Raw genomic sequence first — 16,841 nt, 5'->3', positions numbered from 1 at the left:
TAGGGATAGCTTGTGTATAATACGATAAAATATGAAACATTTTCTGATGGATACATAATGATAACACTGGATAGAGAAAGTAAACGAAATGCTGTTTCAAATGAAATGGTCCGAGAATTAAAGGATGCACTATCACGTGCAAGAGATTCACAATTAAAGTTCCTGGTTATAACAGGATCTGGAGAAAAAATGTTTTGTGCGGGGGGCGATTTACAGGATTTTCACGGTAACTTATCACCTTCAGATGCATTTCAAAAGCTTTATCCGATGAAAGAAGTCCTGTTGGATATCGTTTCCTTTCCAGTACCAACAATTTGTCTATTAAACGGTAATGCAATTGGTGGTGGATGTGAAATTGCAACTGCTTGTGATATACGAATTGCTAAAGAATCAACTAAGTTTGGATTTGTTCAGTCAACTATTGGAATTACTCCTGGTTGGGGTGGTGGAGCACTTCTTTACGAAAAGGTGCTTCCATCTTTTGCGTACGCATGGTTAATAGAAGGCACAAATTATGAAGTTGAATTTTTGATTGAAAAGGGTTGGATTCATAGAGTTATTCCATACGAATGTTGGAATAATTATAATGAAATATTCGAACCGTACATTTCAAAATCTTATGCGCAAATGGAAATATTAAGTAAACAATATCAGCAAAAGATAGAAGCAATGGGATTATCTGCTTTAATGGATAGTGAAGTCCATAATTGTTCATTATTATGGGATTCACCTGAACATATTAATGCAGTTAATCAGTTTTTGAATAAAAAAGTATAAATATAGTTCAAGAATATAATGAAAATAGTAATCGGTTAGTCTATCAGTGGTACCTTATGCATACATTTATAGCAAATAGGTAAGGAGTGATGGTATGAATCGTACGCGTCAGGACGCATGGACAAAAGATGAAGATGTAATACTAGCCGATACAGTCCTTCAGTATATCAGAGACGGTAAGACCCAGCTTGAGGCATTTAAAGATGTAGCAAATCAATTATCCCGAACGTCAGCAGCTTGTGGGTTTCGTTGGAATGCCACTATACGTAAAAATTACCAGGATGTAGTAAACAGCGCTAAAGAAGAACGAAAAAACAGAACTCATATTAGTCCAAATGGTTTCCATAACAAATTAGAGGGGAATCAGGACACGATAGAGACTGCAATTCTATTGCTGGAAAACATGAAAAATGTATATTCAAAAGATCAGTATACGAATCATACGGTTAAAAAGCTGGAAGAAGAAAATAAACAACTGAAAACTGTGTTACATCGATATGATGAAGCGTGGAAAGAGATGGGAAACCTTTGGAGTTGGGTGCAGTCTACTTCGAAAAACTAACAGCATAGTCTCCTGCTTCATTCTGCTACATGGCCTTCCTAACTTAATTTGATCCTACGAAAATAAAAACATTTATGAACAGTATATGTGTAAAAGAGAGGCAAAAAGATGCTTGGACATCTTTTTGCCTCTCTTTCTTGAAATTATTTTTCTTTAACGCCATCTGGCATCCATATGTATGGATTCTCTCCCAAATCTCGTTCCATTTCATATTTTGCTTTTTGAAAGTCCATTTCTTCCCAAAAACCTTGCGAATTTATCCTTGGATTCGTTTTTATTGGTAATTTATCCTGTTTTGCAAATTCCACCAAAGCCCGACCGTATCCTTTTCCGCGATAATCAGGTAGTACTTCTAGTTTCCAAAGTTCCAGGTAATCCTGTTTTGGGTGGAAGTATGCATCATACTTAGCTGTCACCTTATACAGACTCATTCTTGCTACAAGGTTATTACCATAGTAAATCCCATAAAATGGAGACTCGCTATCATTTTCTACGATATTGCTTTGAAGATCTTCCAGCATGGACAACTCCTGATTTCCATATGCTTTAAAGTGTTTAAACTTTTCAAGTGTTTTATAATTGATTAACAGCTTTTCAACTTTAATTTGTTCCATTATCTTTCCCCCTCTATTTAAACCTTAAATGCTATCTATAATTTAATTATAATATAAACGAAATAAGAATGAAACGAACAAGACCGAAATTTAAAATTTCACCTGAAGATTGATTTTCGTTACAAGATACTGTTTATTTGCTACAATATAGTATATAAAGGCGACTTCAAGGGGGGAAACGAATGAAGATTGGTATTTTGGGCGGTGGCTCAATTGGACTTTTAGTAGCCCGATACTTAGGCGAAAATCATGATGTCACGGTGTATGTGCGTCGAAATCAACAAAAACAAAAATTGAATGATCATGGTTTATTTCTCTCAAATTTAACAACCCCTTGTAAAGTCAAAGCACTATTGACAAATGAGGTTAAAGAAGAAGATTGTGTCATAGTGTGTGTGAAACAGCCAGAAATTACAGCTATCCTGCCTTTGCTGTCTTTATTTGATGAAAAAACACCGATCATCTTTCTGCAAAATGGTATGGGACATATAGATTTTTTAGAAGGACTAGCAAATCCTGTCTATATCGGCATAGTGACCCACGGTGCATTGCGTAAAAGTGACCATATCGTTTCTCATACAGGGAAAGGCATGATTAAACTAGCAAATTTCAGTGGGGAAGAAGAAAATCTGCAAATGTTAGAGAAACAACTTCATCAGCCATTATTCCCTATTAAGGTTGAATCTGATTGGGAGAACCTGTTAGCAGAGAAATTAGTTATAAATGCAGTAATCAACCCGTTAAGTGCACTGTTTGAAGTGCCCAATGGTGAAATTATGCGCAATCGGTATTTAATGTATTTAGCTAAAGAATTATGTAAGGAAGCATGCATAGTTCTTCAATTAGACTATATGGATCAGTGGAATAATGTTCAGACAGTAGCCAGCATAACAAAGGAAAATGTAAGTTCCATGTGGAAGGATTTAAAAAGAAATCGGAAGTCTGAGAATGAAGCAATTTCCGGTTATATTGTAAAAAAATCAACAATAGATATACCGTATACAACATTTGTTTATAACAGCATTAGAGCTCTAGAGGTGAAAAAGGGGATTAATGAATAGAAATGTGGAGCATTATTACGTATGGTGTTGCTGGTGCTTTGACTTTTCCAATTGTCATCACATGGATTATTTATAAAATAAATCGAATGCTTAAAAAAAGCAGAATATACGCATTTCATCATTCCATTAAATGGACTACTATTTTGTATATTTTATCTGTAATGGTTTTGTGCAACACCATCTTTCATCATTTTTTTATTGGGTATATTCTTGCATTTCAACTAGTTCAATTAACTATCATTCTTATTTTTCAGCGGATTAATTATACAGAAGTAAATGTTGGTAAAGCATGGAAAATTGCCTGGCGGGCAAGTTTTCTTTTATATTTTTCTTTGTACATTTCACTTGTTTTGTATGGTATTTTTCAGCAGTTGCTGCTTATATAGTAAATCGCTTAAAACAAATTACATGAAATTTTTTTGTGTATTAGGTAGAATACATAGTGCAGAATTATGATTAACATTAAAGGAGCATGTAATTTTATGCGCGTTCATTCTATCAACTTACAAACTGAAAATAAATTAATTAATGATTATAGAAATGAAAATTCCCGTATTATGGATTATTTTGATTATAATCCATTTAGTTCAGGAGTTTTTGAACAAAGATTGGCAGATTTAAAAAATAGAAACGTTAATCGAAGTCATCTTGTTGAAGTATTATATAGGGCTAACACAAAATGGAATGCTCCTTCTAGCACATTTGACAACATTGATCGCTTAAAACAGGATAACAGTGTAGTTGTGATTGGCGGACAGCAGGCAGGGTTGCTGACCGGACCAATGTATACGATTAATAAAATTATTTCCATAGTTCATCTTGCAAAGCAACAGGAAGAACAGCTGCAAGTTCCGGTAATTCCTGTATTTTGGATTGCAGGCGAGGATCATGATTTTGATGAAATCAATCATATTTTTATGACTGATAACACTAGAATGAAGAAATTCACTTTACTGCAGCGCCTGCTAGAAAAGAAAGCAGTTTCCGATATTAAAATAGATCAAGAAGCGGCCGGTAAATGGTTGGTTATGCTTTTTGAACAATTAAATGAAACGAATCACACCAAAGGATTACATGAAACCTTCGAACAACTGCTGGAGAATTCGGATACATATGTCGATTTCTTTGCGCAGACTATATTCCACTTATTTAATGACGAAGGAATAGTGTTACTTGATTCCGACAGTAGTCATCTTAGAAATTTTGAAAGTGACTATTTTCTAAACCTGATAAACAATCAACCACAAATGACAAATGGTATGAAAAATTCATATGACGCGATACGGAACGAAGGATACTCGCTATCAGTCGAAGTTGATACGAACGATGGGAATTTATTTTTTAAACAGGATAATGAGAGAGTTTTATTAGTACGTGATGAAAACAATAACTGGATTGGTAAAAATAATGAAGTTAAATTTAGTGAAAGTGAAATGGTAAACATTGCCCGAAACCGACCAGATTTACTTAGTAATAATGTCATGACAAGACCCTTAATGCAGGAAATGGTGTTTCCTACACTAGCATTTATTGCAGGTCCTGGAGAGCTTAGTTATTGGTCTGTTTTGAAACAAGCGTTTCAAGTGAACGATATGAAAATGCCGCCGGTAATACCTAGGCTATCTTTCACTTTTATTGAACGAAATATAGAAAAGCTATTAAACAAATATCATGTAATGCCTGATGAAGCGATAAAAAATGGTGTGATGGAAGTAAAAGCGAAATGGTTAGCTGCCAAAAGTGACCCACCGGTAAATGAAGTGGCGGATCAATTAAAGCAGACCGTTAAGGAGGCTCACCAACCTCTTCGCGAGCTAGCGAAATCAATCCAGTCAGACCTTGGGGATCTTTCAAATAAGAACTTAGAATACTTAATTCGAGACATCGAGTTTCTGGAAAAGCGGATAAATAAAACGATTGAAGAAAAATACGCAATTGAAATTCATGAATTTAACATTCTTCAGCTGGCATTAAATCCAAGTAATAGTCTGCAGGAAAGAGTTTGGAATCCATTACCATTGATAAATCGACATGGTGTTGATTTTATTAAGCAGTTATCCAATCAGTCCTGTTCGTATAACAAGGAACACTATCTGGTTTATATCTAATTTGGATCCACCCACTTTTCACCACCTATGTAAAAAATAGCTGCATGAAAAGGTTTTTCCAATAACTATCCTTATAATTTCGTAAGTCATTCAGAATGGCTGCGATATTATAGGGATATTTTTGTGTCTGCTAAAACCTTGTTAAATCAATAGTTTAGTTAGCTATATTGAGACTAAATAACTGTTTTTAACTTTATTATAAAAAATATTAAAATTAAGTGGTGAATAGTGGGGGGATGTGGTAACATGATTATATGAAAGTGGGGAAACCGTATGTTTATGGGAGAATTTCAACATAACATCGATACAAAAGGAAGAATCATAGTTCCTGCCAAGTTTCGTGAAGATCTTGGGGATTGTTTTGTTGTGACACGTGGATTAGACAAATGTCTATTCGCGTATCCTATGAGTGAATGGAAACTGCTTGAAGAAAAATTAAAGAAATTGCCACTTACGAAAAAGGATGCACGAGCATTCACTCGATTTTTCTTTTCTGGCGCCATAGAATGTGAAGTAGACAATCAGGGCAGAATAAATATTCCCCAACCACTTCGTAACTACGCAGTATTGAATAAAGAATGTGTAGTCATTGGAGTCTCAAATCGCATTGAATTTTGGGCTAGTGAAAATTGGGAAGACTACTTTAACGATTCTGAAGAATCATTTGCTGAGATTGCTGAAAACTTAATGGATTTTGATATCTAACATAGTGAAACATATAATTTTGTAAAAGAAGCGGGTGGAACCATGTTCAATCATTACAGTGTATTAAAAGAAGAAACCATAAACGGATTGAACATACATGCAAGCGGTACATATGTAGATTGTACAGTTGGAGGTGGAGGTCATTCTGAGCAGATTGTGAGCAAACTAAACAAAAATGGTTTGTTAGTTGCTATTGATCAGGATATTGATGCTTTACAAGCAGCAAAGGAAAAACTTACATCTTTCCAAGATAATATACAGTTTATTCATACAAACTTTCAAAATTTAGAAACAGAACTTCTTGAAAACGATATAAGCGAGATAAACGGTATACTCTTTGACCTCGGAGTTTCATCACCTCAACTCGATCGTGGAGAACGAGGGTTCAGTTATCAGCACGATGCATATCTGGACATGCGGATGAATCAGAATCAAACCTTAAACGCACATGAAATTGTCAATAATTGGCCGTATCAAAAATTAATTAAGATATTTTTTACATACGGTGAAGAAAAGTTTTCAAAACAAATTGCTCGCAAAATTGAGGCTTACCGTGAAAAGGAGCCGATAAACACGACACATCAATTAGTCGAAATTATTAAGGATGCAATTCCGGCTCCTGCTAGAAGGACAGGCGGACATCCTGCAAAAAGAATTTTTCAAGCATTAAGGATTGCAGTAAATGATGAATTAGCAGTTTTTAATGATGCGCTGCATCAGGCGGCACGCATGGTAGATGTTGGTGGGAGAATTGTTGTAATAACTTTTCAGTCTCTAGAAGACAGAATTTGTAAACAAGCATTTAAAAAATGGAGTTCTAGAAAGCCTGTACCAAAGAATTTGCCGATTATTCCAGAAAGTCATGAAGCTCCTTTTAAAATAATTACGCGTAAGCCAATTATTGCAGACGATGTAGAACTTGAAGAAAATCGCAGATCAAGATCAGCAAAATTACGAATTGTAGAAAAGGTAAAGCCATGGGATGCTGAATTTACCTATATGGAAGGGTGGAAAAAATAATGAGTGCAAGTCAAGCCCGAAACTGGCAACAACAACAGACAACTGCTCCGCAAAAGGACAAACAAGTTGTCATCAAAGTAAGAAAACAAAGCTGGATAACAAAAGGTGAAAAGGTTCTGTATTCTATTACAGGAACATGTCTACTTAGCGCTGCCATCTACATTGTATCTTTTGCTTCCGTAACTGACGCAGTCAATAGAGATGTACAAGCACTGGAAAATACAGTTCAGCAACAGCAAGTGCAGAACGAAGGGTTGCTTTTTGAAAAAAAAGAGTTGAGTAGACCGGAAAGAATCGTTAAAATAGCTAAAGAAAATGGATTACAAATTCAAGATGCAGAAATTAAGCAAGTTAGTGCATTAAACAACTAAGCAAGGTGGATTTGTTATGAAAAAAAATAGCACAACACATTTGATGTCTGGTATTCTAATTCTCGCTTTTGTTTCGATTTTTTTAATCCTGACAGGACGATTTATGTACATACAGGCCACAGGTGAAATAAATAATGTTTCACTGGAAAAGTGGGCAGAAGAAAAACGTACTTCTTCTTATCCACTTGATTCTACACGAGGAAAGATTCTTGATAGTAAAGGTATGACACTTGCATATGATCGACCTACATTTAAAATACAAGCTATTATAGATGAGTCTCACTCAAAAGATTTAGAGGAGCCACAGCATGTGAAAAATCCACAGAAAACTGCGGAGATGCTGGCTCCTCTATTAGATATGGAGGAAAAAGATATTCTTGACCGGATAAACTCAGGGGTCGAGAAGGATAAGTTTCAGGTCGAATTTGGTACCGATGGAAAAGAACTTTCTCAAGAAACGAAAGATAAAATAGAAGACCTTGAGCTTCCAGGTATCACATTTGAAAAAAATTCTATCCGTTATTATCCAAATGGTGTTTTTGCCTCTCATATTATAGGTTTTGCTCAGAAAAAGGACGGCGAAATCACAGGAATAGCTGGTATGGAAAGAGAAATGAATGATATCTTAAGTGGGGATGATGGACATATTTCGTTTCAACGGGATAAATTTGGTACAAAATTATTAAATCCACAAGAAGTAATCGAGAAACCTGAAAATGGAGATAATGTATATTTAACTATTAATCAAAAGATCCAGACACTATTAGAGGATACGGTATCACAGGTGAACGAGGAATATAATCCAGAGCGGATTACCGCTATTGTAATGGATCCGAAAACAGGAGAAATAGTGGCGATGAGTAACCGCCCAAGTTACAACCCAAATAATCCTAAAAATGTTGAAAATTGGTATAATGATGTTATTTCAACACCAACGGAACCAGGTTCTACTATGAAAATGTTTACCTGGGCAGCTGCAATTGATTCAGGAAAATATAATGGCGATGAATTCTATAAATCTGGTAGTTATCGCGCACTTCCAAATATCGGCAGTGTTAATGACTATAATAATGGTAAAGGTTGGGGGTCTATTTCTTACGACGAAGGATTCAGACATTCTTCTAACGTAGCTGCGGCAAAATTGTTATGGGAGGAAATGGGCCCTGAAACTTATTTGAACTATTTTAAAGAATTCGGGTTCAATGAAAAAACAGGAATAGATCTTCCTGGTGAGGTTACCGGAAGATTGGTATATGATTATCCAATCGAAAAAATCACAGCATCTTTTGGACAAGGAACTACCGTAACTCCTATTCAACAAATGAAGGCAGCAACAGCGATTGCTAATGATGGAAAAATGATGAAGCCATATGTAACGAAGAAGGTAGTGGATTCGGATACAGGTAAAACCCTAGAGGTAGAAAAGCCGGAAATGGTTGGGCAACCTATATCGAAAGAGACGGCTGATCATGTAAAAGAATTACTTGGAACCGTAGTAACTGGTGAAGGTGGTACAGGGAAAAACTTTAAATTGGATGACTATTCTGTAGCTGGTAAAACAGGAACAGCACAGGTAACCGATCCAGAAACCGGCAGATATATGAATGGTCACGATAACTACATGTTTTCATTCTTAGGGATGGCACCGAAAGATGATCCTGAATTAATGATGTATGTATCTGTTAAATTACCAGATTTGGACAATGAAGCTGGTTCTGTACCAGTATCCTTCATCTTTAAAAATGTAATGAAAAATGGGTTGCATTATTTGAATATTAATCCAGATAAAGAAGTGAAAGATAAAGCTTCACTCGTGAAAGTACCTAAATTGGTCGGTGAAAATACAAAGGATGCAAAAGATCAGTTATCAAAACTAGGTCTTAATCATATAATTGTTATTGGTAACGGGAACAAGATCGTTGACTCCAGTGTGCTGGAAGATGAAGAAGTATTATCAACTAATCAATTAATGCTGGTCACGAATAAGGCAACAATGCCAAATATAAGCGGTTGGTCTATGCGTGAAGTGTATAAAATGGCAGATTTGGTTGACTTGAAAATAGAAATAATGGGCAATGGCTATGTTGTAAAGCAAAGTATTAAAAAAGGCACAGTCTTAAAAACTGGTGATTATTTAGGTGTTGAACTTAAATTACCAGAAATGAAAAAGAAGAAAAAAAAGGAAAAAGAAAGTATTAAAGAAGCGCAAAAAGAAGATGCACCTGTGGACGAAACAGCAGAATAACCATACTGGACAGACAGTGTTCTATTTAGTTTTTTTCAATCATATAGTGGATACAAGCCTACCTATGAAAAGGGGATGGAGTATGAAACGTGTATCTACTGTAATAGTGAGAAAACGAATAGTCGCTGTCTTTTTAATTGGTTTATTCGTGTTTGCAGCAATCAATATTCGGTTAGGTTATGTGCAGTTTTTTCTAGCTGATGAGTTAATCCAGAAGGCAAATGATCTGTGGAGCAGAGATGTAGCGTTTGAAGCTGAAAGAGGAAGAATATTAGATGTTAATGGTGATGTTCTGACGAAAAACGTATCGGCTCCAACGGTTATAATAGCACCCAGTCAAGTAAAGAACCCAAGAGAAACTGCTGAAAAACTAGCTAATGTACTAGGTATATCAACAGAACTCGCGTATGAAAAAATAACCCAAAACAGCAGTCAGGTTACGATACGCCCACAGGGAATTAAGATATCAAAAAAACAGGAAAAGGCGTTACAAACATATAATTTGGAAGGGGTTTACCTGGCAAAAGACTCCAAACGTTATTACCCATATGGAGATGACTTATCACATGTTCTTGGTTTTACGGGGATAGATAATCAAGGACTAATGGGACTTGAACTTTATTATGACGATAAGTTAAGTGGAACCCCTGGAAGCCTTTCTTATTACTCAACAGGTAAAGGTGGACGGCTAAAAGAACCTGCTGATGTCTATAAGCCTCCAGTTGATGGTTTAACGCTAAAAACAACTATTAACTCCAAAGTTCAAACAATCATAGAACGGGAGCTTGATTTAGCTGAAGCAAAATATTCACCAGATGGAGCAATCGCAATTGCAGTAAACCCTAAAACAGGTGGAATAATGGGGATGTCCTCTCGACCGAATTTCAAACCAGGGCAATATAAAAAGTTCGATTCTACTGTATACAGCAGAAACTTACCTATTTGGAGCACCTATGAGCCAGGATCAACGTTTAAAATCATTACATTGGCAGCTGCGTTAGAAGAGAATGCAGTTAATTTAACTGAGGACACATTTAACGATGATGGCGATATAAAAGTAGGGGGTAAAGAATTACACTGCTGGAAATCAGGTGGGCATGGCCATCAGACCTATTTAGAGGTTGTACAGAATTCTTGTAACCCTGGTTTTGTTAATCTTGGTATGAAGCTTGGTAAAGAAAAACTATTTTCGTATATCCGGGATTTCGGATTTGGTAAGGAGACAGGTATAGATTTGCAAGGGGAGAGTAATGGAATTCTGTTCAAACCTGAAAATGTTGGGCCGTTGGAACTTGCAACTACTGCTTTTGGTCAAGGTGTATCTGTTACACCTATTCAGCAAGTTATGGCTGTAGCAGCTGCTATTAATGGTGGGAATTTGATGGAGCCGTATATCGCTAAAGAATGGATTGATCCGGTAACAAAAGAAGTCGTTAGTGAAACAGAGCCGAATTTAATAGACAGTGTAATTTCGGAAAGTACTTCGGAAAAAATCCGTTATGCTTTGGAAAATGTTGTGGCAAACGGTACTGGTCGACCAGCATACGTGGAAGGTTATCGGATTGGGGGTAAGACAGGTACAGCTCAGAAAGTAGGACCAGATGGAAGTTACATGCAAAACAACTACGTACTATCGTTTGTCGGGTTTGCTCCAGCAGACGATCCAGAAATAGTTGTATATGTGGCAATTGATAATCCTAAAAACACCGTTCAATTTGGTGGTGTAGTAGTGGCTCCAATTGTTGGGACCATAATTGGGGATAGCTTAAGTGCCATGGGTGTTGAAAAAAGAACTGATGGGTTAGCAAAAAAATATCAATGGCCAGAGCAGCCAAGAGTATCCGTGCCAGATTTGATAGGATTGAAGAAAAGTGAAATTGTAGAGTACCAAACTAACTTATCTATCAAAGCTAGTGGCTCGGGTAACTACATTATTGATCAAGAACCTAAACCAGGAACAAATGTGAATCAAGGATCCAGTATACGCATATACTTATCAGATAAAAAATAATCGTGATTAGGAATAAAAACTGGTATAATAAATGCAAAAGTGGTCATTTTTCTTTAAAAAATGAGAAGAGGGTTTTAGAACCCTCTTAAACACTGTTTTGCAAGAGAATACATATGGATAGGATGAATGCGATGAATTTGAAAGAAATCATTTCCATCTTGCCATTCTATGAAGCTATGTATTTAGTTGAAGATGAACCAATTAACGATCTAAAAATGGACTCTCGAGAGGTTAATCAAGGCGATCTTTTCATTTGCATTAATGGTTTTACTGTTGATGGACATAATTTTATTGATCAGGCAATTGCAAACGGAGCGGTAGCAGTAATCACAGAGAAAATTGTACCGATAACAATTTCGACTATTATCGTGCCAGATTCTTTAAGGGCGCTTGCCATGATCGCTGCACATTTTTATAAATATCCTACAAACAAATTTCCTCTAATTGGAATTACTGGAACAAACGGAAAAACAACGATATCATACCTTATGGAAGCGATAATGAATGAATGGAACAAAAAGACAGGTGTAATTGGAACAATTCAAATGAAAATAGGGGATCAACTATTTCCAGTTCAGAATACGACCCCAGATTCATTATTTTTACAAAAAAGTTTTTATAACATGGTACAATCTAATGTTGACGTAGCAATAATGGAAGTTTCTTCGCATGCACTAGACATGGGGAGAGTGTATGGGTGTGATTTCGATATTGCTGTATTCAGCAATTTATCACAAGATCATTTGGATTATCATAAAGATATGGTGGATTATCTGCGTGCAAAAAGTCTTTTATTTTCGCAATTAGGTAATACCTATACGCAAGATAAGAAAAAATTCGCCGTGATCAATATAGACGACCCTGTACATGATATTTTAGTACGAAGCACTTCCCAGCACATCTTTACATACAGTTGCAAGTCACAAGCGTCAATAATGGCACAGAACATCATCCTAGAGGCGAACAATACCAGTTTTGATCTAGTTACCCCAGTTGGTGAAGTTATCATTAACAGTAGGCTTATTGGCATGTTTAACGTTTATAATATGCTTGCTGCAGCTGGAGCTGCAATTGCCTTAAAGGTTCCAATTAAAGTCATTAAAACTGCTTTAGAGGAAATCAAAGGGATAAGCGGGAGATTCGAGCCTATTCCTGGTGACCATACTTTTACGACGATTGTAGATTATGCACATACCCCTGATTCACTCGAAAACGTATTACAGGTGATTCAGGATTTTGCCAAAAAAAATGTGTACGTTGTCGTTGGATGTGGTGGTGACCGGGACAGAACAAAAAGATCTCAGATGGCTGCTATTGCATTGAAGTACGCGGACAAAGTGATTTTCACTTCAGATAATCCAAGAACAGAAGATCCAAATGAAATCTTAGCAGACATGATTAGAGGTCAGGAAGAAACGCATTACACAATAATTGAGGATCGAAAAGAAGCAATCTACCATGTGATTAATCTTGCTTTAGAAGACGATGTGATCTTAATTGCTGGAAAAGGACATGAAACGTATCAGTTAATCGGTCATAATAAAATTAAATTTGATGATAGAGAAATAGCAAAGCTTGCAATTTCAGCTAAGGAGAAATAATTATGATATTTACAACCAATTGGATTACCACCTTTTTTAGTGATTACAAAGGTGTTGCACAAGACAAAATAGAGATAAATGAAATAGTTACTGACAGCAGAGTAGACTCTTCAAAAGCGCTTTTTATACCGATTCAAGGAGAGAATTTTGATGGTCATGATTATATTAAAGAAGCATTTAATAATGGAGCGGTTGCAGCTTTTTGGAATAAAAAAAAGGAAGTACCATCTTTTCTTCCAACAGAATTTCCTTTATTCTTTGTAGATGATACATTGTCAGCACTTTCTAAACTGGCCACTGCCTATAGAAATAATATCAACCCCATTGTGATTGGTGTCACAGGGTCTAACGGTAAAACTACTACCAAAGATCTTATATCACAAGTGTTACAATCAAGTTATAATACACACGCAACAAAAGGGAATTTCAATAATGAAATAGGGTTACCTTTAACTATTCTAGCGATGCCAAGAGAGACTGAAATGCTCGTACTTGAAATGGGTATGAGCAATTTTGGTGAAATTGAACGCTTGTCAACTATTGCATCTCCAGATTATGCAGTCATAACTAACATTGGCGAATCACATATAGAGTATCTGGGTTCGCGGGCTGGGATAGCTAAGGCAAAATTGGAAATTATTAAAGGTATGAAGGATGAAGGCTATTTATTTATTGACGGTGACGAACCGTTATTGCAAGAGTTCCACAGTAAAAATAATGTAGTAAGTTGTGGGTTTAAAGCTGGCAACAACGTGGAAATAGAAAAGGCTTCTATTTTACACAATCAGACAGAGTTTACACTTGCGGACGGAACAACGTTCACAGTACCTTTATTAGGGAACCATCATGCTTTAAATGCTACTTTTGCGATTTCGCTGGCTAGACTGCTTAAGATAGATGACGTAACGATTCAAAATGCATTATCTTCGTTAAAACTCACGTCTATGCGATTCGAAATGTTTGCAGGAAAAAACGGTATTGCTATAATTAATGATGCATATAATGCGTCTCCAACCTCAATGAAAGCTGCCATTGATGTAGTTAAACAAATGGATGGATTTCAAAATAAAATACTTGTACTCGGAGATATTTTAGAATTGGGCGATTATGGAAAAAGCTTTCATAAATCCGTAAGTGAAGTGATCAATGACTCGATTTCAGTTTTATTTACTATCGGTGACCTCTCAAAAGTAATTAATGATGAAGTGCAAAAAAGAGAAAGCCAAATCATTTGTAAACACTTTGATTCGAAAGAAGACCTTGTTAACGACTTAACAAATTATCTTAACGCAGATACATTAATACTATTCAAAGCCTCTCGAGGCATGCAATTCGAAAAAATGATCGAGAACATTAAGTAACAGAAGTAACCTTGGACGGTACTGGTATAAGGAGGAAATATAATGGATTTATCTGCACTACTAATAACAATAGCTATAGCATTTTTAATCACCGTCCTTTTATCCCCGATATTTATCCCTTTTTTAAGACGATTGAAATTTGGACAAAGTATTCGAGAAGAAGGACCCAAGTCACATGTTAAGAAAACAGGAACACCAACTATGGGTGGGATAATGATTGTATTTAGTATTGTTATTACTTCCCTAATAATGGGGTCAAAATATTCATTTCAATCCATCAGCTATGAACTGTGGCTACTTATTTTCGTTTTAGTTGGATATGGATTTCTTGGATTTTTAGATGATTTTATCAAAGTTGCTCTTAAACGAAATTTAGGATTAACGTCAAAGCAAAAAATGTTAGGACAAGTTGTAATTGCTATCATATTTTATGTGATTTTACGTTTGAACAATTTTGATACATACATTCAGGTACCAGGTACTGACTTTCAATGGGATATTGGTTTTGGATATGCATTTCTAATAATTTTTATGTTAGTTGGTACATCTAATGCAGTAAATTTAACAGATGGATTAGACGGACTTTTAGCAGGAACAGCTGCTATAGCTTTTGGCGCATTTGGTATTTTAGCGTGGTCCGGCTTTCCACAGAGCGAAGTAGCTATTTTTGCTCTGGCCACTGTAGGGGCTTTACTAGGATTTCTAATCTTTAATGCACACCCAGCCAAGGTATTTATGGGTGACACTGGTTCATTGGCACTCGGTGGGGCGCTTGCTGCAATCGCAATTCTTACAAAACTCGAAATAATACTGATCATAATAGGTGGAGTATTTGTAGTAGAGACTTTGTCGGTAATCATACAGGTTATTTCATTTAAAACTACAGGTAAACGAGTGTTTAAAATGAGCCCATTACATCATCACTACGAATTGATGGGATGGTCAGAATGGCGAGTAGTTACTACTTTCTGGATGGTCGGATTATTATTTGCAGCACTTGGTGTTTATATCGAGGTGTGGTTAGGATGAAAAAATTAACTGATTTTAATTATTCGCATGCGCTAGTATTAGGCTTGGCTAAGAGTGGAACAGCAGCAGCTCGTCTGCTTTTAAAAAGCGGGATAAATGTTAGGGTGAATGACAAACTTTCCCTAGAAACCGACGAGGTTGTTCTGGAATTAAAGAAGACTGGTGCTGAGGTGATTGTTGGCTCTCATCCGCTTTCAGTCTTAGATACAATAGATGTTGTTGTGAAAAACCCAGGGATCCCATATGACAATCCCGTTATTATGGAAGCTGTTAAACGAAATATTCCAGTTATTACAGAAATAGAATTTGTGAACGATTTAGCTAATGACAACATTATAGGAATTACGGGATCTAATGGAAAAACTACGACGACAACCTTAGCTACTGAAATGATATCCGGAAGTGGTATACCTGTTAAAGCAGCTGGTAATATAGGTGAAGTCGCTACTGAGGTTGCACAGAATTTACAAGACAAGGAAGTACTCGTACTGGAGTTATCTTCATTTCAACTAATGGGTATTCAGGAATTTAAACCTCATATTGCTGTATTGCTCAATATTTATGAAGCCCATCTGGATTATCATAAAACGTTTGAAAACTATAAGAATGCTAAATATAACATTTTTAAAAACCAAACTTCTGATGATTATGTTGTGTTTAATTATGATGATGACAATTTGAGAAATGCAGTAAATCAAGCAGCATCCATTAAAGTTCCTTTTTCCACTACACAGAAAATGAAAGACGGTGGGTGGGCTGATGAATCGAGTATTTATTTTAAAAACGAAAAAATTATTGATAAAAAAGATGTTGTACTTGTAGGTGACCATAATACCGAAAATATACTAGCTGCCGTTTGTGCCGCTAAAATTAATAGTACTTCAACAAATGCAATTCAAAAAGTATTAAAATCATTTTCTGGAGTCAAACATCGTTTTCAGTTTGTAACTAAAATAAACGAACGACTATTCTACAATGATTCAAAGGGTACAAACATATTAGCGACCCAAAAAGCTTTGGCTTCTTTTACACGACCTACTATTCTATTAGCTGGTGGGCTGGACAGAGGAAATGATTTTGATGAGTTAGTGCCATACTTAAAGAATGTGAAAGCTATGGTATTATTCGGAGAAACAAAAACGAAATTAAGCGAATTAGCTAAAAGAGCAGGGATTACTGAAGTTACATTAGCTGCTAATGTAACAGACGCTGTTGGTAAGGCTTATTCTCTATCAGATCCGGAAGATATCATATTACTGTCACCGGCTTGTGCAAGCTGGGATCAATATCGTAGTTTCGAAGAACGTGGTGACATGTTTATACAAGCAGTGCATACACTAGAGTAAGGGCATTTTTACTAGTCAATACTCGATCTT

15 protein-coding genes are annotated in these 16,841 nt (G+C 36.0%); 14 read left to right on the top strand and 1 reads right to left on the bottom strand.

The window, feature by feature from the left end; translation table 11 throughout:
* Positions 1-12 precede the first annotated feature (12 nt).
* Both VBD025_RS13010 and VBD025_RS13005 read left to right on the top strand, forming a co-directional pair.
* Complete coding sequence (locus tag VBD025_RS13010) at positions 13-777, top strand: enoyl-CoA hydratase/isomerase family protein (protein ID WP_430786136.1); 765 nt, start codon at positions 13-15, stop codon at positions 775-777.
* Between the two features lie 94 nt (positions 778-871).
* Positions 872-1,339 carry an RsfA family transcriptional regulator gene (locus tag VBD025_RS13005; RefSeq protein ID WP_430786134.1) on the top strand — a complete coding sequence of 156 codons (468 nt, stop codon included), beginning with the start codon at positions 872-874 and terminating at the stop codon, positions 1,337-1,339.
* 143 nt (positions 1,340-1,482) lie between these two features.
* Here VBD025_RS13005 and VBD025_RS13000 read toward each other — a convergent pair whose 3' ends face one another.
* Positions 1,483-1,953: an N-acetyltransferase gene (locus tag VBD025_RS13000; RefSeq protein ID WP_430786132.1), complete on the bottom strand. Its 471-nt coding sequence runs from the start codon at positions 1,951-1,953 to the stop codon at positions 1,483-1,485.
* Between the two features lie 182 nt (positions 1,954-2,135).
* Between VBD025_RS13000 and VBD025_RS12995 the strand changes: the two genes are divergently transcribed.
* The 12 genes from VBD025_RS12995 to murD all read left to right on the top strand — a co-directional run bounded on the left by VBD025_RS12995 (position 2,136) and on the right by murD (position 16,811).
* Entirely contained in the window at positions 2,136-3,014 is an 879-nt protein-coding gene (locus VBD025_RS12995) for a 2-dehydropantoate 2-reductase (protein WP_430786130.1), read from the top strand.
* Between the two features lie 2 nt (positions 3,015-3,016).
* The gene (locus VBD025_RS12990) at positions 3,017-3,400 is read left to right on the top strand and encodes a DUF3397 domain-containing protein (RefSeq protein WP_430786128.1); all 384 of its coding nucleotides are present in this window, start codon (positions 3,017-3,019) and stop codon (positions 3,398-3,400) included.
* A 66-nt stretch (positions 3,401-3,466) separates the two neighbouring features.
* Positions 3,467-5,122, top strand: a complete 1,656-nt coding sequence (gene bshC, locus VBD025_RS12985) for a bacillithiol biosynthesis cysteine-adding enzyme BshC (RefSeq protein ID WP_430786126.1) — start codon at positions 3,467-3,469, stop codon at positions 5,120-5,122.
* Positions 5,123-5,395: 273 nt separating this feature from the next.
* A complete protein-coding gene (gene mraZ, locus VBD025_RS12980) occupies positions 5,396-5,827 on the top strand; it encodes a division/cell wall cluster transcriptional repressor MraZ (RefSeq protein ID WP_430786124.1) in 432 nt (143 codons plus the stop codon).
* Positions 5,828-5,869: 42 nt separating this feature from the next.
* Positions 5,870-6,847, top strand: coding sequence for a 16S rRNA (cytosine(1402)-N(4))-methyltransferase RsmH (gene rsmH, locus VBD025_RS12975; protein WP_430786122.1), 978 nt, complete (start codon positions 5,870-5,872; stop codon positions 6,845-6,847).
* Complete coding sequence (gene ftsL, locus VBD025_RS12970) at positions 6,847-7,218, top strand: cell division protein FtsL (protein ID WP_430786120.1); 372 nt, start codon at positions 6,847-6,849, stop codon at positions 7,216-7,218. The genes rsmH and ftsL overlap by 1 nt, the downstream gene beginning before the upstream one ends.
* 16 nt (positions 7,219-7,234) lie before the next feature.
* Positions 7,235-9,463, top strand: a complete 2,229-nt coding sequence (locus VBD025_RS12965; RefSeq protein WP_430786118.1) for a penicillin-binding protein — start codon at positions 7,235-7,237, stop codon at positions 9,461-9,463.
* Positions 9,464-9,545: 82 nt separating this feature from the next.
* Complete coding sequence (locus VBD025_RS12960; RefSeq protein ID WP_430786116.1) at positions 9,546-11,474, top strand: stage V sporulation protein D; 1,929 nt, start codon at positions 9,546-9,548, stop codon at positions 11,472-11,474.
* A 131-nt stretch (positions 11,475-11,605) separates the two neighbouring features.
* Complete coding sequence (locus tag VBD025_RS12955) at positions 11,606-13,075, top strand: UDP-N-acetylmuramoyl-L-alanyl-D-glutamate--2,6-diaminopimelate ligase (protein ID WP_430791410.1); 1,470 nt, start codon at positions 11,606-11,608, stop codon at positions 13,073-13,075.
* 2 nt (positions 13,076-13,077) lie between these two features.
* Positions 13,078-14,436, top strand: a complete 1,359-nt coding sequence (locus VBD025_RS12950; RefSeq protein ID WP_430786114.1) for a UDP-N-acetylmuramoyl-tripeptide--D-alanyl-D-alanine ligase — start codon at positions 13,078-13,080, stop codon at positions 14,434-14,436.
* 42 nt (positions 14,437-14,478) lie between these two features.
* A complete protein-coding gene (gene mraY / locus VBD025_RS12945; protein ID WP_430786111.1) occupies positions 14,479-15,465 on the top strand; it encodes a phospho-N-acetylmuramoyl-pentapeptide-transferase in 987 nt (328 codons plus the stop codon).
* Positions 15,462-16,811, top strand: coding sequence for a UDP-N-acetylmuramoyl-L-alanine--D-glutamate ligase (gene murD / locus VBD025_RS12940; protein ID WP_430786109.1), 1,350 nt, complete (start codon positions 15,462-15,464; stop codon positions 16,809-16,811). Before mraY ends, murD begins: the two co-directional genes overlap by 4 nt.
* The last annotated feature ends 30 nt before the right edge of the window (positions 16,812-16,841 follow it).

The sequence above is a fragment of the Virgibacillus flavescens genome (assembly GCF_050574275.1).
Lineage (GTDB): Bacteria > Bacillota > Bacilli > Bacillales > Amphibacillaceae > Virgibacillus_F > Virgibacillus_F flavescens.
Note: the sequence above shows the minus strand (reverse complement) of the source record. Positions and strands in the feature narration are given on the sequence as shown.